The sequence below is a fragment of the Gemmatimonadales bacterium genome (assembly GCA_036265815.1).
In the GTDB taxonomy this organism is placed as follows: Bacteria; Gemmatimonadota; Gemmatimonadetes; order Gemmatimonadales; family GWC2-71-9; genus CAVVWJ01.
Map to the genome: position 1 here is coordinate 1 of DATAOI010000102.1, position 22,217 is coordinate 22,217.

A 22,217-nucleotide genomic window follows, 5' to 3' on the forward strand; every position below is an offset into this window, starting at 1 on the left:
ATGGCGATGAAGTGCTCGAAGAACTTGGAGGCGAGGTCCTCGTACGCGGGGTCCTCGCTCGCGAGCTCCAGCGCCATGGAGAGCATGGTGTTGCAGTAGAACGCCATCCAGGCGGTGCCGTCGGCCTGCTCCAGGTGCCCGCCGGTCGGCAAAGGGCGCGAGCGGTCGAAGACGCCGATGTTGTCGAGTCCGAGGAAGCCGCCGGCGAAGAGGTTTCTCCCCTCCGGATCCTTCCGGTTGACCCACCAGGTGAAGTTGAGCAGCAGCTTCTGGAACGCGCGCTCGAGGAACAGCCGGTCCCGCTGACCCTTGGCGCCGGTCATCTTGTACACTCGCCAGCAGGCCCACGCATGGACCGGAGGGTTCACGTCGCCGAAGGCGAATTCGTAGGCCGGAATCTGGCCGTTCGGATGCATGTACCACTCCCGCAGCAGCAGGAGAAGCTGCTCCTTCGCGAAGTGGGGATCGATGCGCGCGAACGGAATCATGTGGAAGGCGAGGTCCCAGGCCGCGAACCACGGATATTCCCACTTGTCCGGCATCGAGATGATGTCGCGGCTGTACACGTGCGGCCAGTCGGCGTTGCGCCCTTCCTCGCGCCCGGCGGGTGGCGCCGGTTGGCTGGGATCGCCGTCGAGCCAGTGCGGCGTCACGTAGTGGTAGAACTGCTTGCTCCACAGGAGCCCGGCATATCCCTGCCTGAGAATCCGCCGCTCCTCGGCCGTGGCGCCTTCGGGAGTGCGTTCGGCGTAGAACTCGTCCGCCTCGGCGATCCGGTCACGGAACACCCGGTCGAACCGCTCGTCGAATGACGGGCTCGGATTCCCCGTCGCCTGCCGCAGCCGGAGCCGCACGACCCGCTGCCCGCCCGCGGGGACGGTGAGGACGTAGTGGAACGCCGCCTTGGTTCCTTCGCCGGCCGGGTTCACGGCCGAGCCGTCGCCCTCGACGATCGCCCGATGGAAGGCGTCCTTGACGTACGGTTGCGGATTGGGTGACGCGAAGAGCCGGGTGAGGTTGGTCTCGTTGTCAGTGAAGAGCCGCTCCGCGGGGGGACCTGCCTCCGGAGCGTCGGCGTCGAGGGTGTAGCGCCCAAGGCCCGTGTGTTCCGCGACCATGCCGGCGGGTCCACTCCGCCGGATGCGGGGCTTGGGCCAGTAGCCCTCCCCCTCGCGTCCCCAGCTCCAGGTATTCCGGAACCAGAGCGTCGGCAGGAGGTGGACCGTCGCGGCCTCGGGGCCGCGATTGGCCACGGTGATGCGGATCAGGATGTCGTCGGTATCGGCCTTGGCGTACTCGGCGAAGACGTCGAAATACCGCTGATCGTCGAATACACCCGTGTCGGCCAGCTCGAACTCGGGCTCCGCCTTGCCGCGCTCACGGTTGACCTGGACCAGCCGCTCGTAGGGAAACTCGGCCTGGGGATACTTGTAGAGCGCGTTGAGGTAGGAATGGGTCGGGGTGGAGTCGAGGTAGAAGTAGGCCTCCTTCACGTCCTCGCCATGGTTCCCCTCGGGGCCGGTGACGCCGAACAGTCGCTCCTTGAGGATGGGATCGCGCCCGTTCCACAGTGCCACCGCGAAGCAGAGACGCCCCTGCCGGTCGGTGATGCCGAGCAGCCCATCCTCACCCCAGCGGTACGCCCGGCTCCGTGCCTGGTCGTGGGAGAAGTAGTCCCACACGTTGCCGTCCGCCGAGTAGTCCTCTCGCACCGTGCCCCACTGGCGCTCGGCCAGGTAGGGACCCCACCGCTTCCAGTTCCGCTCGCGACGCGTGTCCTCCGCGAGACGCTCGGCTTCCGCTCCGGCCACGAGGTGCCTCCCGACGCAATGCTCCAGCTCGCGTCTCGATCTATTGAAGTGGGGCGTGCTGCCCGATACAACGCCACGAATCTGGAAAGGGTTCCGTCCGACCCGGCCACTGACTCATCCCGCCGCCTCCGCGTCGAGCCGCAGCCTGATTCTGGCAACCAGGTCATCCGGCGGGCAGATCCGCCGTAGGCGGCTCCGCACCTCCCGGATCAGGCTGATCTCGAACCGGTACCGGCCGCCGCAGCGAAGGCACTCCTCGATGTGCCGCTCGACCATCTGCATGTCGCTCGGGGAGAGCTCGCGATCGATGTAGTCGTCCAGCCGCCGGAGGATCGCCTCGCACGCTGCCTGGGTCTCGCTGTCGTTCACGCTGCCTGCTTTCAGCCCTGCGGGTGACGTGCGGAGCCTATGGCCCGGTGCCGGCAAGAACGTGTCGCCGGGTCGGGTAGTTCCCTGCCGACCACGGGAGAGTATCGGGCGCTTGCGGTCGTCCGGCCCGCTCGGATGGGAACCATCGGCGGAATGCCTGCATTAGAGGGCATGTCACCACCGATCGATTCCCCCGCAGAGGAGAGCTCGCCCATGAGGTTCCGAGCATCGTTCCTGGTTGCTCTCGCCCTGTCGGCCACGACCAGCCTGGCCCAGGCCCAGACCACCGTCAGCAAGAAGACGCTCACGCTCGAAGGGGCCAAGGCGGTTGCCGCCGCCGCAGTCGCCGAGGCGACAAAGGGCCACGAAGGCGCCTCGATCGCCGTGGTCGATGATGGCGGGAACCTGATGTACCTCGAGCGCCTGCAGCCGACGTTTCCGATGGGCGCGACGATCTCCACCGAGAAGGCCCGCACCGCGGCGCTCTTCCAGAAGCCGAGCAAGCTCCTGGAGGACGCGATCGTGGGCGGCCGGACGCCATTGCTCAACGTCTGGTCCGCCCCGCTCAACGGGGGCGAGCCGATCGTGGTGGATGGCCAGGTCGTGGGCGCGGTGGGCGTGAGCGGCGCCTCGAGCGCCGCGAGGGATGCGGCAATCGCCATCGCCGGCGCCGCCGCGGTCGGCACCAAGACCAGCGCGAGCCGGTGAGGGAGATCGCGATGAGACCCTGGACACTGGCCGCGGTGGCGGCCCTGGCTGCCTCGCCGTGCGGCGTGGCGAACGCGCAGTCCGGCGATGCGGCCGTCAGATATCTCGGGCACGATGAAGTCGCGGCCGCCTTCGCCAAGGGCACGCCGATGATCGAAGTGCGCGACTACAAGATCCACGCGAGCCGGCGCGAAGGTCCGGGCCTGGTCGAGGTCCATACCCGTGACACCGACATCGCCTACGTCCTGCAGGGATCGGCCACGCTGGTGACCGGCGGCGCGGCCGTCGGCCTCAAGGAGATCGGCGCGGAGGAGCTGCGTGGCAGCGCCATCGAGGGCGGGGAGACTCGCCAGCTCGAGCCGGGTGATGTCGTGGTCATCCCTAACGGCACGCCGCACTGGTTCAAGGAAGTGAAGGCGCCGTTCCTCTACTACGTGGTCAAGGTGCGGCAGGCGGAGCGGGTCGCGACCGCAGGGGCGATGTGATGCGGCGGCCCTCCTCCGTGCTGGCCGGCGCGGCATTCGCCCTCCTCGCGTGGCCCGCGCTCGCGACGGCGCAGGCCACGGTGGACCTGCCGGTCGTCCTTCCGGCCGCGGTGGTGGATCTCCGCACCGCCGAGGGCGCGGCGTTGGTGCAGGTGCGGTGGCGGTACAGCGATGTCAAGGTGATCGAGACCGACCACCACGCCGCCGGGCCCGATCTCCGGCCGTCCGGCCCTCCCAATCGGACCAATGACATCAGTCCCCACGCGGAAGCGGTGGGCTTCGACGATACCGCGTGGGAAGTGATCGAGCCCGAAGCGCTCGAGACCCGCCGGTCGAACGGGCGGCTCGCCTTCAACTGGTATCGGACCAAGATCAGCCTGCCGCGGACCGTCGGCGGCTTTGACGTCACCGGCTCGACCGTCGTCTTCGAGCTGGTCGTGGACGACTACGCCGAGATCTGGGTGGACGGGCAGCTTCCGCTGGTGCTGGGCCAGACCGGCGGCCAGCTGATCAAGGGCTTCAACGCGCCCAACCGCGTCGTGCTCACCCGCGACGCGCGACCGGGGCAGCAGATCCACCTCGCCGTCTTCGGCATCAACGGACCGGTGTCCAGACCGCCGGAGAACTTCATCTGGGTCCGCTCGGCGACGCTCGATTTCTACCGTCCCGGCCAGGTGGGCGCGCCGGCGGCGGCACCGGCCAAGGTGGTCCGGCTCGACCCCGCGTTGGACCGCATCGTTCCTCGGGGCGCGACCATCGAGAAGCTCGCGGGCGGATTCCAGTTCATCGAGGGGCCGGTGTGGCATCCCGACGGCTACCTGCTGTTCAGCGACCCGAACGCCAACACGATCTACCGCTGGACGCCGGAAGGCTCGGTCTCGGTCTTCCGCACCCACAGCGGTTACACCGGTGTCGACATCGGCGAGTACCACCAGCCCGGCTCCAACGGGCTCACCTTAGACCGGAAAGGCCTGCTCACGATCAACGAGCACGGCAACAGGCGGGTGACCCGTTTGGAGCGGACTGGCAAGATCACGGTGCTCGCGGACCGGTACGACGGGAAGCGGCTCAACAGCCCCAACGACCTGGTGTACCGCTCCGACGGCACGCTCTACTTCACCGATCCGCCGTTCGGCCTGCCTAAGGCGTTCGACGATCCGAGGAAGGAGCTGGGATTCAGCGGGGTCTACATGGTGAAGGACAGCCAGGTGACGCTGCTGACGAAGGAGCTGAGCGGACCGAACGGCATCGCCTTCTCGCCGGACGAGCGCTACCTGTACGTCGACAACTGGGACCTCAAGCGCAAGGTGCTGATGCGCTACGAGGTGAAGACCGACGGGACGATCGCCAACGGAACGGTGTTCCACGACTTCACCGGCGACCCGGAGCCGGTGGCGCTGGATGGCATCAAGGTGGACGAGCAGGGCAATGTCTACGTCTCGGCGCCGGGGGGGCTGTGGATCTTCTCGCCTGCTGGCAAGGCGTTAGGACGGATCGTTCCGCCGGAGCACGATGCCAACTTCACCTTCGGGGACGCAGACGGGAAATCGCTTTACCTCACGGCGAGCACCGGTCTGTATCGGGTGCGGGTGAGCGTGCCGGGCATCCGCCCCGGTGCCATGCAGCAGGCGGCGGCGAGATGAGGGGCGGAGCTGTCGTCCAGCGCCCATTCGCTGCGCTCTGGGTGGTCCTTATCTCGTTCCTGACCGCCATCACCGCTCCGCTCGCGGCCCAGCTCCACCCCCGGCCCGCTCGCGAGCCGATCATCACCCGCCTCAACTCGCGGTTCGACCGCCTCGTCCCCGCCGGCGCCCGTCTGGAGAGGATCGCGGACGACCACGGCTGGGCCGAGGGACCCGCTTGGGTGTCGGCTGGCGGCTACCTGCTCTTTTCCGACGTGGTGAAGAACGCGATCTACCGCTGGCGTGAGGGCGAGGGCGAGCGCCTCTTCCTACAGGCGAGCGGCTACACCGGGCGCACGCCGTTTGCCGGCGCGGAGCCCGGCTCGAACGGCATCGTCGTCGACCGGGAAGGTCGGATCGTGTTCTGCCAGCACGGCGACCGCCGCATCGTGCGGCGCGAGCCGAGCGGGCGCCTCACGGTGCTCGTGGAGCGCTATCGGGGAAAACGGCTCAACAGCCCCAACGATCTCGTCTTCAAATCGAACGGCGATCTCTACTTTACCGACCCGCCGTTCGGCCTGCCGCAGAGCTATCGCGACCCGGGGAAGGAGCTGCCGTTCCAGGGTGTGTACCGGCTGGCGCGCGACGGCACACTCACCTTGCTCACCACCGAGCTCAGCGGACCCAATGGGATCGCATTCTCGCCGGACGAGCGCACGCTGTATGTGTCGAACGCGGATGCCGGCCGGCTGGTCTGGCTCGCGTTCAGCGTACAGGAGGACGGTACCCTCGGCCCCGGGCGGGTGTTCTATGATGGCACCGCATCGTTTGCCGGTCGGCATGGTACCGCCGACGGCATGAAGGTCGACGCCCGTGGCAACCTCTTCGGGGTGGGACCCGGTGGAGTCTATGTCTTCTCGCCGGATGGGTTGCTGCTGGGTTGGTTCGATTTCGGCGGGAACGTCGGCAACGTTGCCTGGGGGGAGGACGGATCCACGCTCTTCATCGCAGCAAATGCGGCGGTCTACCGGGTGCGACTCTCGACGTTGGGCGCCGGCTTCGAGCGCCACGAGGCACAGCGGGGGAGATGAAGTGAAAGGTATCGGAGACCGATGCGCGGGGCAGCGTGAGCAAAATCCCTCGGTGCTGATCCTCCTCGGGATAGCATGGCATCGCTCTTCATGCATGTTATTATGCTGCAGAGCTAACGTACTATAATACATGCTTTTGGGAGCTGCACTTGAAGTTATTTCTCGCCATGGGTCGCGCCGCGGCGTCGCAGCCCTCAGTGTGCTTGCCCTGCTTCCATACGCACCTCCGCCTCGAGGCTCTCCCGATCCCGAAAGATCGTAGCTACCGCCAACACGCGTCCGCCCCGGCTGAAGCGGACGGCACAGTCGCGTCCCTGGATATCGCCGTCGACGGCGACGGAGTCCCACCGCTCCGCGTGCCCCACGTAGTTGATGCTCACATCGTAGTGCTGGCTCCAGAAGAACGGCACCGCGTCGAACCGCTCGCGCATGCCCAGCATGTTGCGCGCCACCGCCCGGCCCTGACGCTGCGCCACCACCCAGTGCTCCACTCTGATCCGCTCACCGGTGTGCGGGTCGGGCCAGCGGGCGATGTCGCCCGCTGCGAAGATGCCGGGCGCGCTGGTCTCGAGAAACTCGTTCACCGCGACGCCCCGATCGAGCGTGAGGCCCGCCGCCTCCGCCAGCTCGAGATTGGGCTTGACCCCGATGCCGGCGACCACGAAATCGGCCGCGAGGCGGTCGCCGTTCTCCAGCACGACCCCGGCCCCGGCGATCTCCCGCGCCTTCTGGCCGAGGTGGAAGTGGACGCCGTGCTCCTCATGCAGCGTGCGCACGAAGTCGCCGAGCTGGGGACCGATCACGCGCTCGAGGGGGCGGGGGTCGGGCGCGACCACATGCACCTCCAGGTCCCGGCCTCGCAGCGACGCGGCCACCTCGAGACCGATGAAGCTGGCCCCGAAGACCACCGCACGCCGCCCCGTCTTGGCGGCAGCGATGATGGTGCGACTGTCGGCCAGGCTCCGGAGGTAGTAGACCGGTACCCCGCCGCGATCTATCCCCGACGGCAGGGCGACGGGAGTGGCCCCGGTCGCGAGGAGCAGAGCACCGTACCGCAGTCGCCCGCCGTCGTCCGTCACCACTTCTCGAGCTCCCGGGTGCAGCTCCCTCACCCGGCGGCCGCGCAGGCGCTGGACCCTGCAATCTCGGTCGAAGTCGGGCGCCCGCAGCGGCATCCACTCTTCCTGGGCGGTTCCCGCGAGATAATCCTTGGAGCAGTTCGGGCGGTCGTACGGCGCGTCTGGATCGGGATCCACGACCGTGATCGGGCCGTCGTACCCCTCGACCCGGAGCGCGGCGACGGCGCTGTCTCCTGCCGCGCCACCCCCGACGATCACGACGGCCGCGGGCTCCCGGCTTCTCCGCGCGGCGGGCGGCACCGGAGCCTCCGCTTTCCCAATGACGTAGACTCGACCATCGCGCTCCTCGACGGTCCATCGGCTCAGGGGGTGCAGTGCCGGTGGCCGAATCGGGTGTCCCGTGCGGAGGCTGAAGCAGGCGTGGTGCCAGGGACAGTGAACGGTGTCCCCGACCATCAATCCCTCCGCCAGGGGTCCGCTATAGTGGGTGCACGCGCTGCCGACGGCGAACCATTCCAGGCCCCGGCGCGCGAGGAGCACCCCTTCCCCGTTCACATGGCCCGCCAGCATGGCGCCGTCCGCCACGTCGCCGGTTGGAATCCCCTGCCTCAAGTCCGGTCCGGTCGGACCCTTCTCCTCTGCCGACATACCAAACCTCCTGGCATAGCCTCCTGCCCGCGGGATCGATCTCCTCGGGAAGTGTAACTTCGAAGGGCCGGTCGAGGCCCGGCGGGAACCTTGCGGCCCGGCTCGGCATTACACTCCCCGAGGCACCACCCGACCGTTAGATCCCGAGGGCTCCATGGCAGACTCCCGTCCGCTCAGCATTCCCGTGATTCTCGGTACTGCCCGCAAGGGCCGGATGAGCGCGCATGCCGCGCGTTTCGTCCTCGGGGAGCTGAAGAAGCGAGACGGTGTCTTCACCGAGCTGATCGACGTCGGTGCGCTCCCGGTCCAGCTCGACGACAACGGCGAGGGCACCGCCGATCCTGGCTTCGCGGCCAGCATGAACCGGGCGGATGCGATCGTGCTGGTGGCCCCGGAATACAACCACGCCATGCCGGGGCTGCTGAAGCACGTGCTCGACAGCTGCCTCAAAGAGTATATCCACAAGGCCGCGGGGATAGTCGCGGTCTCCGCCGGCCCCTTCGGCGGCACCCGGGTAATCGAGACGTCGCTTCCCGTCCTTCGCGAGCTCGGCCTGGTGACCATCTTCTGGGACGTGAACGTAGGCAGCGTGGCCAAGGTCTTCGATCAGAACGGCACGCTGCTCGACCCGGCGCTCGTTCGGCGCACGGACAAGTTCATCGGCGAGCTGATCTGGATGGCCAGGACCCTGCGCTACGGGCGCGAGTCGATCGCCCTGTAGCCCACCCCAGCGGAGATGCGCCAGATGCCCGAACGCCCGATGATCTGTCCCATGTGCGGGGCCACCATGAACCAGCACGCCGAGAAGGTGGTCTACACCGGGGACGCGACAGCGGCCGGAGTGGACGCCGCGCTGGGAGGCGTGGTGGAGGAGATGCACGCCTGTCCCCGCTGCGGCTACGTCACGTCCCGGCAAGCCGGCTGATGCGGTCCTTGCCGATCCTGCTGCTGGTCCTGGTGCTCGCCGGCGGCGTCGCGCCGGCCTGTGCCGAGGAGCCCGTCTGGTCCTTCCGGGCTGCCAGCTGGGAGCCGCCGCCGTTCGCGCTCCGATTCGCCCTCCGGCCGAGTGAGCGCCGAGGCGACTACCGCTGGGTCGGTACGGCGGTGGCGGGGACCGGCCTCGGCATCGCGGCGGCGATCACGGCCGCGGCCGCCTGCGGCAACTCCGAGCATGGTCCCCGGGACTGCACGGGGATCACCATCGGCGTGGGCTTGCTCGGCGCGGCCGTGGGGGGCACCATCGGGCATTTCATCGGGCGCGCGATTCCCCGCGACTGACGAGACCGGGCCTCCCGGAGACTGCTCCGCTTTTTCGTGCTGAATCGTGTTACCAGGACTCTCTGAGCCTCATTAGATTGGCCCAAATACCCTACCGCCGAGACAGCGTGCTCGAGGAGTCGCAGGCCGCACCCGCCCGGTCCGCAGCCGGGTTGAAGCCAGCCCACTCACCCGCGGAGTTCGAGGTCCTCTTCGGGGCGGTGACCTCCACTGCCTTCGGCGTCGCGGTCCGACTCACCCGCAACCAGGCGGATGCGGAAGATCTGGTCCAGGAGGCGGCGTTGCTCGCCTTTCGGGCGTTCGCCTCCTTCGAGCCGGGCACCAACTTTCGCGCCTGGTTTTTCAAGATCCTGACCAACTGCTACTTCTCGAAGCGCCGGCGGGAGAAGAGCCGGCCGGTAACGTCCGACCTCGACGACACCCCGGACCTCTACCTCTACGCCCGCTCGGCCGAAGCGGGCTTCCCCACCCAGGGGCCGGATCCGGCCGGTCAGCTCCTGGAGAAGCTGGGAACCGAGCGGGTGGTCGCCGCCATCGACCGCCTCCCCGAAGAGTACCGAGTGGTTTCCACCCTCTATTTTATGGAGGACCTGAGCTACGAGGAGATCGCCCAGGTGCTCGGCTGCCCCATCGGAACGGTCCGGTCCCGGCTGCACCGGGGTCGGAAAATGCTGCAGAAGGCGCTGTGGCAGGTCGCGGAAGAAGACGGCATCATCAGTCACCAGCCAACCGGGGCCGGCGCATGAGCGATCCGCTGCATCGAACCACCTGTGAAGAGGCATTCCGCCGGTTGGACGACTTCCTCGATCGCCGGCTGAGCGACACGGAGATGCGCCTGATCGAGGAGCATCTCGAGATCTGCGCGGCCTGCACCCGGGAGTTCACCTTCGAGGAGAGCGTGCTGACGGGCGTGCGACGGAAGCTGCGCCAGTTGAGCGTGCCGCCCGATCTGCTGGCGCGGATCGCCGAGGCGATCCGCGCGGCGGGCGAGAGGGACGCGAGCTGACGAGGGTCAGTGAGCCGGGCAGGCGCGGGGTTTACCCTGAGCGCAGTGAATGGGCTAGGGATGACAGATCGTCTCGGGATAGCAGCGATCCTCCCGCTCTTATCACCCACTCACCGCCTGGTCCCCCGCGCGAAGCGCCGCAATCTCTCCCGGCTCCAGCCCCATCCCCTCCAGCAGTTCGTCCGACAGAGTGTCGAGGCCGGGACGAACGGTGGCAAGATCGATCGAGCACTGGTTGAGCAGCTCCAGCGTCTCCAGCCCGCGAACGCGGGCAAAGTCGGGGCAGCGCGCGATCACCGTCTGCGACAGCAGCGCGGAGGAAAGGTCCGCGCCCGCCAGAGTGGCCCCGTTCAGCACCGCGAACGTGAGGTCGGCGTGGCGCAGCACGGCGTTCTCCAGGTCGACCCGGTTGAACAACGCGCCCACCAACATGGCATACCGGAGATCGGCACCGCGCAGGTTGGAGAAGCTCAGGTTCGCCTCGGTCAGGTTGGCCCCGCCGAGGTCGGATCCGGAGAGATTGACGTGGGTGAGGTCGATCCGCCGCATCTCGGCGTCGGCGAAGCTCGAGGCGGACAGGTTCGAGTTCTTGAGATTGACCCGGGTGAGCTCGGCGCCGCGAAAGTCGGTCCGGGCAGGGCCGGCCAGGTCCAGGGTAACAGCCTGCAGGCGGGCGTCCGCCAGGATCGCGTTTCGGAAGCTCGCGCCCGCCAGGTTGGCCAGCGTAATGTCAGCGCCGGCCAGGTTGGCGCTGTCCAGCATTGCCTCCCGGAGATCCGCCTGGCACAGGTCGGCCCCCCGGAGGTTGGCTCCCCGGAGGTCGGCGCCGCGGAGGTCCGCATAGAGCAGCACGGCCTGCGGCAGCTCGGCCCCGGCGAGGCTATCCCCGGCGACTTCGAGCAGCGGCTCACCGGTCTCCCGGTGCCGGACGCGGATCATGACGGGGCCCTCGCGACCAGCCCGAGCCGCCTCATCGGTCCTCGCGCCGCGGTCGAGCGCCCTCGCGCTCTCCGCCGCGCTCGCGGCCGCCCCGGAACTCGAAGTGCGCCTCCAGGAGAACTCGGCCACGGATGGCGAGGTCGTTTCCCCGGAGCAGCCAGCTCGCGAGCACGCGATCGGCGACGACGGCAGCCGTCTCCCATTTCTCGGGCCTGATCCCGGGATACCGGTGCGCATGATCCGGCCGGAGCCGTGCCTCGCGGGGTGCCTGCCCCTGCGCGGCGATGACGGTTCCCTCGACCTCGGACGCTGGAAACATGTGTCCTCTCAGACTTCTGCCACTTCGCAGTACACTTTGATCGCACCCTTGGCGTTGGTCAGAGTGTCCAGCAGCTGCTGCCAATTCTCCAGCCCCTTCACCGGATGGGTGAGGAGCCGTTTGAGCCATCCCGGGTATTGCGCGTCGGCGTGGGCCAGGTCCTTCACGCCCATCTCAAAATATTCACGATTCGCGTTCACCGTGCCAACCATCACCTTGTTGCCTAGCACAAACTCGAGATTGATCCGGTCCGCGGGCACCGTGATCATCTTGTCTCCTCCGGTCACGCTCGACAGCACCAGCACCCCGTTCTTGGCCAGCGCCTGCATGCTCTCGAACACCACGGGAGACGCGCCGGTGGCCTCGAAGATCAGGTCGAAGGGTCCGTACCTCTTGGCGCCTTCGAGGATGGGAAGCGTGGCGGTGGACTCGTAGCGCGCCCCCAGAGCCTCGATCAGCTCGGAGTTGAGATAGGGCGCCGCGGTCCGGCCGAACACGGTCACCTCCAGTCCGCGGAGCCGGAGCGCCATGGCCGCAAGGAGGCCGATGGTTCCCGCCCCCATCACGGCGGCCTTGCGGGGGCGCCAGACGCGGAGCCGGCGCTGGATTTCATACGCCTGCGCGATGCCCTTCTCCACCACGGTCGTCGGCTCGAGCAGGACCCCGACATCCCTCAGCTCGCAGGGGATCTTTACAATGTACTCGGGATCGTCGACGTAGTACTCGGTGAGGAATCCGTGACGCAGGTTGATCCCCCGCTCGTAGTACACGTCGTCGGTCGTCATGTCATAGGTGCCGATCCGGTCGTAGATGCTGGAGCCGGGCCGGCGCACGGTGGCCACGACGTAGTCGCCGGGCACGAACTCGGTGACTTCGGGACCGACCGCCTCCACCCGACCGAAGCCCTCGTGCCCTGTCACCAGGAAATCGTATCCCGGAGGGGCGGCCCCGTACTCGGCCGCGTTGATCTCCTTGTCGGTGCCGTCCACGCCCACTCGCAACACCTTCACGAGCACGCCACGACCTTCGGGGACATCATCCACCGAGGGCTTGGGCAGCTGTGCCAGGTACATGGAATTGGGGATGCCGGGCCGGACGGCGATGGCCTTCATCATGGCGGCCTCGGGCTTGGAACCGGCGGTGGAGGTGCGCTTGGAGGTCGACACCGCGGCCCCTCCGTCGCGGTCAGTGGTGGGCATGGACTTCTCCTTCGTGCTCTACGAGTTGGACGGCGTGACCGTCGGGGTCGCGCACCAGGATGCCGCGCTGAAAGCCGAGAAGAGTATCCGGCAGCTCTACGGGCGCCGGAGTCACCAGGCGGAACTTGCCCCGCCGGACCGCGGCCGCCGCGGCCTCGGCATCGGGTACCCAGACCGTGGTCTGCCAGTGGACCAGATCGTTGGGCCGCTCATCGGGGGGATAGGGGCGGCCGTCCCGTGGGCTCAGGTACTCGAGAAACTCGATTCCCGGACCAGCCGGGGCACGCAGCCCGGTGATGTGCAGCCGAGCGCCCTGGACGTTGTTCAGATGCTCCTGCTCGGTGCCGAAGTTCATACTTTCCCCGGCCACCCGAAACCCCAGCACGTCGCGATAGAATGCCAGGCTCGCCCTGGTGTCGTTCACCACGATGGCGGTGTGGTCGATCCCCAGAAACAGCCTGCGGGTGGCGCTGTGCCACTTCGGGCTCCCTTTGTCAGGCGGAAACTGCAGCACCTCCAGCGGGTGGCCATCGGGGTCGCGAAAGTAAAATGCCCGGATGCCCGCCGCGCCCGGGATCGTCTTGGGCAGAAGCTGCGGCCCGGTCGAGGCGTACTGCACGTTGGCCCGGCGCAGCCGGGCATAGGCGCTATCCATGTCCCGCACGATGATGGCGACGTGCTGGAACCAGCGGTCGTTGCTCCGGGCATCCACCGGCGCCGGACGCCCGCGCGGCGCCACATACTCGGTGAGCTGGAGGTACTCGTCGCCCAGCCGCAGGCGCACCACCCGCATGCGCACGCCGAAGACGCCTTCCAGCTCCTCGTAGGCGGTCCCGGCCACCTCGTCGTCGGACACTTTCTCGAAGTCGAGGACCGAGGTGTAGAAGGCGATCGACCGATCCATGCTCCCCACGGTGAGTCCCACCATTGCGACCGCCTGCGCCTGGGCGCCGGCATCCGCAGAAGGCTGGCCCCGTTCCACGGCCGGCTGGCGCGGCACGGCGCCGCGCCCGGACCAAGGCTGGGGCGTCTGCGCCGCGAGGGAAGGTGCGGCGAGCAAGGCGCTGAGCACCGCCCAGCGGAGCGCGAGCGCGCTCATGCCGGAGCGCCCGCGGTCTGTCCCGAAGCCGCCTGACTCCGGCGCGCGCTCAGCCGGTCGAGGATGCGGTCGCCCACCCTCAGCGCGTTGGCCATGATGGTGAGCGCCGGATTCACCGCCCCGCTGGAGGGGAAGAAGCTGCCATCGACCACGTACAGGTTCTCCACCTCGTGGGCTCGGCAGTCGGCGTTCAGCGCGGAGGTGCTGGGGTCCTGGCCGAAGCGGATGGTGCCGTTCTGGTGGGCCACCCCCGCCAGCGGAATACGCTGACCCAGGAACAGGTTGCGGGCGAACAGTCCCTGGTGGCACTCGTGCCCGTGCTCCGGGCATTTGGTCTGCCGCTGCATCAGGCTCTCCAGCTTCTGGATCAGCCGCCGGTGGCCCTCGCCGTTGTTCGGCGTGTAGCTCAGCACGATCCTGCCGTCCCGATCCAGCGTCACCCGGTTGTCGGGATCGGGCAGATCCTCGGACGTGAGCCAGAAGTCGAGCGAGTGTCTGCCCATGAGGTCCAGCGTCCAGCCCGGCGCGATGGCAGGGGCACCGGCCGAGAGGGTGACCCCATCGAGCTTGCCGACGAAAGAGATGTGACCCATGGGGAACTCCCACTCCGGCGAGCCGAAGTAGAAGTCGTTCACCCCGAGTGTCTTCTGAAAGACGGTGGGATTGGGACACTTCGAGAGCGCCATCAGGACCGAGTTGATGTGGCCCATGTAATGGCGGCCCACCACGTCGGATCCGTTGGCAAGCCCGCGAGGATGCTGGTCGCTGACCGAGCGGAGCAGCAGCGCGGCGGAGTTGATCGCCCCGGCGGAGACCACCACCAGATCGGCCGAGTAGTTCTCGCGGGCTCCGTTGCGCTCCACCAGCACCCGGGTCACCTCGCGGCCGGATGCGCTGGTCTCCAGCCGGGAGACGTACGCGCCGGTCAGCAGCGTCACGTTGGGATGCTCCAGCGCCGGATCCACGCAGACCACCTGCGCGTCCGACTTGGCCTGCACCAGGCAGGGATGGCCGTCGCAGGTGCCGCACCGGATACAGCGGCTCCCGCGCCGGTTCGACTCGTCGAGCATGATACCGAGCGGCACCGGAAACGGATGCAGGCCCAGGCGGGCGAAGTCGTCGCTCAACTGCTGGATCCGGGGCTCGTGACTCACCGCCGGGTAGGCGTATGGCCCGCTGGCCGGCGGGTCGGTGGGATCCACCCCGCGCTCACCGTGCACCTGGTAGAGGTGCTCGGCCTCGGTGTAGTAAGGCTCCAGCTCCTCGTAGCCGATCGGCCAGGCAGGCGAGATCCCACCATGGTGTCGGAGCTCGCCGAAGTCCTCCCGCCTGAGCCGGAACAGCGCGGCGCCGTAGAACTTGGTGTTCCCGCCGACCCAATAGTTGGTGTGCGGGTGCAGGTCCTTTCCGTCCTTGTCCCGCCAGTGCTCCCTGGTCTGATACTTCCCGTCCACGTTCACCGCTCGGGTATTCCAGTTGTCCGTCTCCCTTGGCACGTAGTCTCCCCGCTCGAGCAGCAGGACCCGCTTGCCGGAGGGAGCCAGCCGGTGGAACAGGGTGCCGCCACCCGCGCCGGAGCCGATGATGATGACGTCGTAGTGTGAGGAAGCCATGAAGAAGATCCCGAAGCCGATGGTGAACTCTCCGGGAGCGCATCCCCGCGCTCCCGGAGCTGTGGGCGATCTATTTGCTGCTCATGGCGTCGGCGGCTGGCGTGATGGTGATCCGCAGCACGTCGGTGGTCCTAGGATAGCTGAACTTGTCTCTCACATGGGCGATGCCCTGGTGCTCCCGGATCCCCGCGTCCGGCGTCTTCTGCCGGGGACCCTGATTGGGACCCAGCCCGGGCTCCTCATTCACCTCGGTGCCGGCGTCGAACAGCGCGAGCTGGCTGCTCATGTCGCCGGTGACCGGTTTGCCGGCGGCATCGAACAAGGCGATCGGACGGTCGTTGGAGTAGAACAGATCGTTGGACTGGCCGAACATCCACGCGAGCGAGAGGGCCTGCCCCGGCGCAGCGGTGACCTCGAACTGGTAGCCTTTGCCCGGCGGGATAGGGCCGCCCGCGTCGGCGCCGACGGGCCGGTCGTCCGCGCCGACAGTGACCACTCCCGATGCGCCGTTCAGCGACCTGGCCAAGGGCGCGGGATTCCCGGTCTCCGCCAGAGTCTCCAGCCCCTTCCCGGCGTCCGGCTGCCCGGCGACGAAGATCGGATTCATGCTCCCGGTGTGGACCGCCCAGAGTACGGGGGCGGATACGAATGGCGCGGTCTTGCCGGTGGACAGCCTGAGCACTTCGCCCTTCGAGATGTTGTCGACTTTGATCGTGAACTTGGTCGCGGCCGGCGCCTCTTGGGCTGATGCCCCGTGAGCGAGCGCCAGGACCGCGACCGACAGGGACACTGCGCGAGCGAGCGACATGACGATCTCCTGGTCAGGAAGCGGGGGTGAGTGGCGCCGTGGCGAAGTTGACGGCGAAGCGATGACACCAGATCGTGACCGCGCGATACTTGGTGAGATCAGTGCCGGCGGGGATCTCGTAGTTCTGGTCGCCCTCGTTCCCCTTGAGCGCCCCGAGCTCGATATAGCCGGCCTTGGTAACGGTTGCGTTGTCAGAGGCGTCCGGCGCGGCGATCAGGTAGACCCGCACATCGGGCCCGTTGGAGGTTGCGAAATCGGTGAAGCGCAGGACCCGGCGGCCCTCGCCCAGGTCGTGCACCGAGGCCGTGCCCTCGGTCTTGTGGGCCACCGAATGGAACTGCCCGACCAGAATACTGGCCGGCGCGGTAGAGGCCGAAGCGGTGACCAGGCCCTCGTTGACCTTGGTGTTCACGAACAGCAGCTCCGGGCGGAACAGGTACCAGCCTATCCCACCGAGAACGACCAGACCCAGAATCCAGGCGCGCCGTTTCATCCTTCCCTCTCCTTGAGCAGTGGCCGAACCGAATGTGATCCGATGACGCGGGCTATAATGTCGAGGAGCTCGGATTGGTTCCCTGGGGCAAGGACGCTGTGGCCCGGCTCGCCTGGTACTCGCAGAAGATGCAGCGCTTCGAGTTCTGGTGATGCAGCTTGGCGCAGGCCACCGCCTGACGCCCCCGGCGCCAGAGGTAGAGCTCCGCTCCCACCAGCATTCCCAGCGGCGGCGCGACGAAATAGAGCCAGATGGCCGTCCAGTTCCGGCCGAAGAATGCGGAGGCGAAGGTCCGCGCCGGGTTCATGCTCATGCCCGACAGCGGCGCCTCCAACGTGATGTAGGTCGCGACCAGCAGACCGGCGCAGAGTCCGGTGTACCCGGCCCAGCGCGGGTGGTTGGAGACCGTCAGCACGATCAGCACGAGCAGACAGGAGATGGCGGCCTCGGCGACGAAGGCCGCGGTTACCCCCCAGTGACCCGGCAACGTGGCCGCGTAGCCGACACTCGGGTGGGCCAGCAGGGTGCGGAGCGCCAGCCGCGCCAGCAGCACGCCGCTAAGCCCGCCGGCAAACTGGGCGGCCACATAGGCCGCCGCGTCGTGCGGAGCCACCTTGCCGAGCCGGGTGAAGGTGAGGGTGATCGCCGGATTCATGTGGGCGCCCGACTGCTTGCCCCAGGGCGAATAGATCAGGGCCACCGCGGTGCCTCCCATCGCCAGCCCGATCAACAGCCGTCGCATGAAGGCATCGGGCAATGCCCGGTGAAGCGGGGAGGCCGGGTGCTCCAGCAGCACCGTGAAGGCGCAGGCGGAGATCATGAACAGCCCGAGTAGCGCGCCTTCGATCAGGTATTCCCGCAGGTGGTGTTCAGCGGGCGACCGGCTGTGCACGGCGTGCTCTCCTCGGTTGAGATTGCTCCGACGCCCCGAGCACCAGCCGGTCGAGCCGGAGCGCCTCGGCCACTGACCAGGCCTGGAAGGGGCAGCCGCGCGGCGTGTGGGGCGGCTCCGCGTCGGCGATCTCCGAGATGTGGCCCACCCCGGCCTCCGGCAGATGATCGAGCAGCGGCTGGAAGAACCGCCGCCGCGCCTCCGCTCGCACGCTCGCGCCGCCGCCCCGCACTCTGACCCAGGCCTCCACGAACGGCCCCAGGAGCCAGGGCCAGACGGTGCCCTGGTGGTACGCGCCGTCGCGCTCGCGAATGCCGCCTTGGTAGTAGGGGGTGTACCCGTCCGAGCCCGGCGCCAGCGTGCGGAGCCCGAGCGGCGTCCACAGCCGGCGCTCCACGGCATCCACCACCTGGCGGGCTCGCTCGCCCTCCAGCAGAGGGAACGGCAGCCCACCGACTGCCAGGATCTGATTGGGACGCATGGCCGGATCGAGCCGGCCGGGCACGTGATCGGCATCGACCACGTCGTAGAGCCATCCGGCATCGGCGTTCCAGAAGCGGGTGGCGAAGCTCGCTGCTCCGCGGGCGTAGATCGCCGCGTAATCCTGGGTGAATCGCTCGGCGATACGGAGGGCGTTGAGCCAGAGCGCCTGGATCTCGACCGGTTTCCCGATCCGCGGGGTGACCACCCAGTCGCCCACTTTCGCATCCATCCAGGTGAGCTGAACGCCCGGCTCCCCGGCGGCGAGCAGGCCGTCGTCGCCCGCCCTGATGCCGTAGCGGGTGCCGCGCAGGTGTCCTGCCAGGATCGCCTGCACAGCCTGACCGAGGGCCTTGCGGTCCCGCGCGGGCGCCGGGCGGCCGGCAGCTTCCGCTGCGTCGAGGTATTCGTGCGCGGCCACCACGTACCAGAGCGACGCGTCGACCGTGTTGTACTCGGGAGCATCCCCCTGATCGACGAAACGATTGGGCAGCATGCCCTCCGAGACCAGGCCGGCCCACTCCAGCAGGATCGAGCGGGCGTCGGCCAGACGTCCGGTGGCGAGGCAGAGGCCCCGGAGGGAGATGAACGTGTCCCGGCCCCAATCGGTGAACCAGGGATAGCCGGCCACGATCGTCTTCCCCGGATCCCGCCGCACCAGGTATGCGTCGCCCGCGCGCTCCAGGCGGCTCGCGAATCGGGCCCGACGGGCCCGCTCGGAGCGGCGGAAGCGGCTGAAGGCTTCGGCGGCGGTGAGATCGTCGGGGAGGGCCGCGTCGGCGCCCAGCAGGAGCACGGCATCGCTCCTCGAGAGGTCCCAGCGGAAGACGCCGGGCGCGGCCAGATCCTCCGTGTCGTCCAGCCCCCGCGCCCGCTCCTCTGAGTAGAGGAACCCGCGATACCACTGCGGCTCCGGCTGGTAGGCGGCGTTGAAGAGCGCGTGCACGGCCGGCACGCCATCGTACGGATGCCACTCCACCCGCTCAGCGGCGGTCACTTCCATGAAGCGGAACGCCGGGTTCTCGTGGTGCAGCGCGTGCGAGTCGCGCCCCGACAGGAAGGGGCGCACCGCGAACGGCAGCGCCTCGGCGCGCCGTCCCACCACCCGCCAGCGGAGCGCTACCACCGCGCGCCCCTGGGGCACGAACAGCTCGTGCTCGATTCGGGTGCCGTCAGCCAGGCGGTAGGTCCAGGTAGGCCAGGGCTCGTCGGTGAAGGACTCCAGCCCGGCGCCGTGCTCCGGGGCGAGCACGCCGGGCCCATAGCGCTGGCGGGTGAGGAACTCGGGACCTCCGGTCTCGACCCAGGCATCCAGTCCGTTCACCAGGACCATCCGGCCGGTCGGCGGGGTCGTCGCGGCCTGAAGCAGGGCGTGATACCGCCGGGTGCGCACCCCCAGCGTGGTGCCCGAGGCGAAGCCGCCCAGGCCGTCGGCTTCCAGCCACTCGGTGCGGTCGTCGAGCGCGATCGGCCCGCTCATCGCCGGCTCGCCGCGAGCCGGCCGGACGACTTGGGCTTGGCCGGCGCCGCAGCCCCGCGCTGGCGCGCCTGGCCCTCGATGCAGCGGAGCACGAGCGCGGTCCATCCGGTCTGGTGGCTGGCGCCCACGCCCCGGCCGGTGTCACCATGGAAGTACTCGTGAAACAGCACCAGGTCCTTCCAGTGCGGATCGGCGGCGAAGCGAGGGTCGTCCCCGTGACAGGGCCGCCGCCCCGACGCATCCGGCAGGAAGAGCCGGGCGAGGCGCGCCTCCAGCTCCGAAGCGACTTCCTTGAGATTGAGCATCCGGCCGGATCCCACCGGACATTCCACCGTGACGTCGTTCCCGTAGAAGTGATGGTATCGCTCTAACGCCTCGACCAGCAGGTAATTGATCGGGAACCACACCGGTCCCCGCCAGTTGGAGTTCCCGCCGAACAGGCCGCTGTTTCCCTCCGCGGGCACATAGTCCACCCGATAGGTCTCACCACTCACATCGAGCTCGTAGGGACGCTCGTGGTGCACCCGGGAGACCGAGCGGATCCCATGGGGCGAGAGAAATTCGCTCTCGTCCAGCATGTAGCGCAGCACCCGCTCAAGCCGGGCGCGGGTCGGAATGGCCAGGAGACGCTGGACGTGGTCCCCGGCCTGCCGGGGATACATGCAGGCGATCTGGCCGGTCACGTCCTTGCGATTCTCCAGGAACCAGTTCATGCGCTTCCGGAAACCCTGGAGCTGGTCGAAGCTCCGCTCGTCCAGCACCTCGGCGGCGATGAGCGGCATCAGCCCCACCAGGGAGCGGACTCTGAGCGCCCGCTGGCTGTCCTCGACGTGGAGCTGGTCGTAGTAGAAGCCGTCGTCGTCGCACCAGAGCCCTGAGCCACCGAGATTATTGATCGCGTCCGCGATGGCGATGAAGTGCTCGAAGAACTTGGACGCCAGGTCCTCGTAGGCGGGATTCTCGCTCGCGAGCTCCAGCGCCATCGACAGCATCGTGTTGCAGTAGAACGCCATCCAGGCCGTGCCGTCGGCCTGCTCCAGGTGGCCGCCGGTCGGCAGCGGGCGGGAGCGATCGAACACCCCGATGTTGTCGAGGCCGAGGAAGCCGCCGGAGAAGAGGTTCCGCCCCTGAGGATCCTTCCGGTTGACCCACCAGGTGAAGTTGAGCAGCAGCTTCTGGAAGGCACGCTCGAGGAAGAGCCGGTCACGCTGACCCTTGGCGCCGGTCATCTTGTATACCCGCCAGCAGGCCCACGCGTGCACCGGCGGATTCACGTCGCCGAAGGCGAACTCATAGGCCGGAATCTGGCCGTTCGGGTGCATGTACCACTCGCGCAGCAGCAGCAGGAGCTGCTCCTTGGCGAAATGGGGATCGATTCGCGCGAACGGAATCATGTGGAAGGCCAGATCCCACGCCGCGAACCAGGGGTACTCCCACTTGTCCGGCATCGAGATGATGTCGCGGTTGTAGACATGGTGCCAGTCGGCGTTCCGCCCCTGTTTCCGGTCCGGGGGTGGCGCCGGCTGGCTCGGGTCGCCCTCCAGCCAGTGCGGGGCGACGTAGTGATAGAACTGCTTGCTCCAGAGCAGGCCGGCGTACCCCTGCCGCAGGACTCGCTGCTCCTCAGGCGTGGCGCCCGCGGGCAGGTGTGCGGCATAGAATTCGTCGGCTTCGGCCACCCGGTCCTGGAAGGTGCGGTCGAACGCCTTCCCGAACGATGCGCCACTGGTCGTGCCCGCCTTCCGGAGCCGCAGGTGCAGCACCTGTTCGCCGCCGGGCGGAACGGTGAGAGCGTAATGGAAGGCGGCCTTGGTCCCCTCCTCTGCCGGATTCACCGCCGAGCGATCTCCCTCTACGATGGCCCGATGGAAAGCGTCCTTCACGTAGGGCTGCGGGTTGGGCGAGCCGAAGAGGCGGGTGAGGTTGGTCTCGTTGTCGGTGAAGAGCTGCTCCGGAGCGGCTCCGGTCCTCGAAAGGTCCGCGTTCAGGGTATAGCTCCCCAGTCCCATGTGCTCGGCGAGCATGCTGGCCGGCCCGCTCCGCCGGATGCTCGGCCTGGGCCAGTAGCCTTCGCCGTCGCGTCCCCAGCTCCAGGTGTTGCGAAACCAGAGGGTGGGGAGTACATGCAGGGTGGCGGCGTCGGGGCCGCGATTCGCGACCGTGATGCGGACCAGGATATCGTCGGTGTCGGCCTTGGCGTACTCGGCGAAGACGTCGAAGTACCGGTGCTCGTCGAACACGCCGGTGTCGGCCAGCTCGAACTCGGGCTCCGTCTTGCTCCGCTCGCGGTTGACTCGAACCAGCTGCTCGTAGGGAAACTCGGTCTGAGGGTACTTGTAGAGCCCCTTGAAGTACGAATGGGTAGGAGTGGAATCGAGGTAGAAGTAGACCTCTTTTACGTCCTCGCCGTGGTTGCCCTCGGGACCGGTGAGCCCGAATAGCCGCTCCTTCAAGATCGGATCGCGCCCGTTCCAGAGCGCCAGGCCGAAGCAGAGCCGACCCTGGCGGTCGGTGATACCGAGGAGACCGTCTTCGCCCCAGCGGTAGGCCCGGCTCCGTGCCTGATCGTGGGAGAAGTAGTCCCACACATTGCCGTCGGGAGAGTAGTCCTCTCTGACCGTGCCCCACTGGCGCTCGGACAGGTAGGGGCCCCAGCGCTTCCAGTTCCGAGCGCGACTGCTGTCCTGCGCGAGGCGCTCGGCTTCCGCTCCGGCCACGGGATGCCTCCTGACCCGGCCCGACGGCCGGCGTCTTCCTCTGTTGATTGGGGATCAGGCTCCCGGATAGAACGCCACCTG

The 22,217-nt window shown here is 68.1% G+C and carries 22 protein-coding genes; 9 read left to right on the forward strand and 13 right to left on the reverse strand.

Translation table 11 applies throughout. From position 1 onward, the window contains the following. Together VHR41_19405 and VHR41_19410 are read right to left on the reverse strand one after the other, a co-directional pair. The coding region (locus VHR41_19405) for a hypothetical protein (protein ID HEX3236366.1) at positions 1-1,811 on the reverse strand (1,811 nt) is incomplete at its 3' end. Positions 1,812-1,925: 114 nt separating this feature from the next. Next, on the reverse strand, positions 1,926-2,180 hold the full coding sequence (locus VHR41_19410) for a zf-HC2 domain-containing protein (protein ID HEX3236367.1): 255 nt from the start codon (positions 2,178-2,180) through the stop codon (positions 1,926-1,928). A 213-nt stretch (positions 2,181-2,393) separates the two neighbouring features. Here VHR41_19410 and VHR41_19415 point away from each other — a divergent pair, with 213 nt between their 5' ends. From VHR41_19415 to VHR41_19430, 4 genes are read left to right on the forward strand one after another with little or no spacing between them, the layout of a single operon-like run. Next, positions 2,394-2,888, forward strand: coding sequence for a heme-binding protein (locus tag VHR41_19415; protein HEX3236368.1), 495 nt, complete (start codon positions 2,394-2,396; stop codon positions 2,886-2,888). Between the two features lie 11 nt (positions 2,889-2,899). Next, entirely contained in the window at positions 2,900-3,373 is a 474-nt protein-coding gene (locus VHR41_19420) for a cupin domain-containing protein (GenBank protein ID HEX3236369.1), read from the forward strand. Then, on the forward strand, positions 3,373-5,016 hold the full coding sequence (locus VHR41_19425; protein ID HEX3236370.1) for an SMP-30/gluconolactonase/LRE family protein: 1,644 nt from the start codon (positions 3,373-3,375) through the stop codon (positions 5,014-5,016). Before VHR41_19420 ends, VHR41_19425 begins: the two co-directional genes overlap by 1 nt. Beyond that, positions 5,013-6,086, forward strand: coding sequence for an SMP-30/gluconolactonase/LRE family protein (locus tag VHR41_19430; GenBank protein ID HEX3236371.1), 1,074 nt, complete (start codon positions 5,013-5,015; stop codon positions 6,084-6,086). Before VHR41_19425 ends, VHR41_19430 begins: the two co-directional genes overlap by 4 nt. Positions 6,087-6,280: 194 nt before the next feature. On the opposite strand, the gene VHR41_19435 is transcribed toward VHR41_19430, so the two are convergent. Beyond that, entirely contained in the window at positions 6,281-7,813 is a 1,533-nt protein-coding gene (locus VHR41_19435; protein ID HEX3236372.1) for an FAD-dependent oxidoreductase, read from the reverse strand. A gap of 154 nt (positions 7,814-7,967) precedes the next feature. Here VHR41_19435 and VHR41_19440 point away from each other — a divergent pair, with 154 nt between their 5' ends. From VHR41_19440 to VHR41_19460, 5 genes are all read left to right on the forward strand, one after another. Beyond that, positions 7,968-8,534 carry an NAD(P)H-dependent oxidoreductase gene (locus VHR41_19440; GenBank protein ID HEX3236373.1) on the forward strand — a complete coding sequence of 189 codons (567 nt, stop codon included), beginning with the start codon at positions 7,968-7,970 and terminating at the stop codon, positions 8,532-8,534. Between the two features lie 24 nt (positions 8,535-8,558). Then, positions 8,559-8,738: a hypothetical protein gene (locus tag VHR41_19445; protein ID HEX3236374.1), complete on the forward strand. Its 180-nt coding sequence runs from the start codon at positions 8,559-8,561 to the stop codon at positions 8,736-8,738. Next, complete coding sequence (locus VHR41_19450) at positions 8,738-9,091, forward strand: hypothetical protein (protein HEX3236375.1); 354 nt, start codon at positions 8,738-8,740, stop codon at positions 9,089-9,091. The genes VHR41_19445 and VHR41_19450 overlap by 1 nt, the downstream gene beginning before the upstream one ends. 107 nt (positions 9,092-9,198) lie before the next feature. Then, complete coding sequence (locus VHR41_19455; GenBank protein HEX3236376.1) at positions 9,199-9,837, forward strand: sigma-70 family RNA polymerase sigma factor; 639 nt, start codon at positions 9,199-9,201, stop codon at positions 9,835-9,837. Further along, positions 9,834-10,097 carry a zf-HC2 domain-containing protein gene (locus tag VHR41_19460; GenBank protein HEX3236377.1) on the forward strand — a complete coding sequence of 88 codons (264 nt, stop codon included), beginning with the start codon at positions 9,834-9,836 and terminating at the stop codon, positions 10,095-10,097. Before VHR41_19455 ends, VHR41_19460 begins: the two co-directional genes overlap by 4 nt. A 102-nt stretch (positions 10,098-10,199) precedes the next feature. On the opposite strand, the gene VHR41_19465 is transcribed toward VHR41_19460, so the two are convergent. The 10 genes from VHR41_19465 to VHR41_19510 all read right to left on the reverse strand — a co-directional run bounded on the left by VHR41_19465 (position 10,200) and on the right by VHR41_19510 (position 22,136). Further along, the gene (locus VHR41_19465) at positions 10,200-11,036 is read right to left on the reverse strand and encodes a pentapeptide repeat-containing protein (protein ID HEX3236378.1); all 837 of its coding nucleotides are present in this window, start codon (positions 11,034-11,036) and stop codon (positions 10,200-10,202) included. 31 nt (positions 11,037-11,067) lie between these two features. Continuing rightward, positions 11,068-11,355, reverse strand: coding sequence for a hypothetical protein (locus VHR41_19470; GenBank protein ID HEX3236379.1), 288 nt, complete (start codon positions 11,353-11,355; stop codon positions 11,068-11,070). Positions 11,356-11,363: 8 nt separating this feature from the next. Further along, a complete protein-coding gene (locus VHR41_19475; GenBank protein ID HEX3236380.1) occupies positions 11,364-12,554 on the reverse strand; it encodes a glucose 1-dehydrogenase in 1,191 nt (396 codons plus the stop codon). Further along, positions 12,541-13,653, reverse strand: coding sequence for a VOC family protein (locus VHR41_19480; protein ID HEX3236381.1), 1,113 nt, complete (start codon positions 13,651-13,653; stop codon positions 12,541-12,543). Before VHR41_19480 ends, VHR41_19475 begins: the two co-directional genes overlap by 14 nt. Beyond that, complete coding sequence (locus VHR41_19485) at positions 13,650-15,266, reverse strand: GMC family oxidoreductase (GenBank protein ID HEX3236382.1); 1,617 nt, start codon at positions 15,264-15,266, stop codon at positions 13,650-13,652. Before VHR41_19485 ends, VHR41_19480 begins: the two co-directional genes overlap by 4 nt. Positions 15,267-15,336: 70 nt before the next feature. Further along, positions 15,337-16,074, reverse strand: a complete 738-nt coding sequence (locus tag VHR41_19490; protein HEX3236383.1) for a spondin domain-containing protein — start codon at positions 16,072-16,074, stop codon at positions 15,337-15,339. Between the two features lie 13 nt (positions 16,075-16,087). Next, entirely contained in the window at positions 16,088-16,567 is a 480-nt protein-coding gene (locus VHR41_19495) for a DM13 domain-containing protein (protein ID HEX3236384.1), read from the reverse strand. A 52-nt stretch (positions 16,568-16,619) separates the two neighbouring features. After that, positions 16,620-17,459 (reverse strand): aquaporin, encoded by an 840-nt coding sequence (locus VHR41_19500; GenBank protein HEX3236385.1) that lies wholly within the window; start codon positions 17,457-17,459, stop codon positions 16,620-16,622. After that, positions 17,437-19,419, reverse strand: coding sequence for an amylo-alpha-1,6-glucosidase (locus VHR41_19505; protein ID HEX3236386.1), 1,983 nt, complete (start codon positions 19,417-19,419; stop codon positions 17,437-17,439). Before VHR41_19505 ends, VHR41_19500 begins: the two co-directional genes overlap by 23 nt. Further along, positions 19,416-22,136 carry a hypothetical protein gene (locus VHR41_19510; GenBank protein ID HEX3236387.1) on the reverse strand — a complete coding sequence of 907 codons (2,721 nt, stop codon included), beginning with the start codon at positions 22,134-22,136 and terminating at the stop codon, positions 19,416-19,418. The genes VHR41_19505 and VHR41_19510 overlap by 4 nt, the downstream gene beginning before the upstream one ends. Positions 22,137-22,217 lie beyond the last annotated feature (81 nt).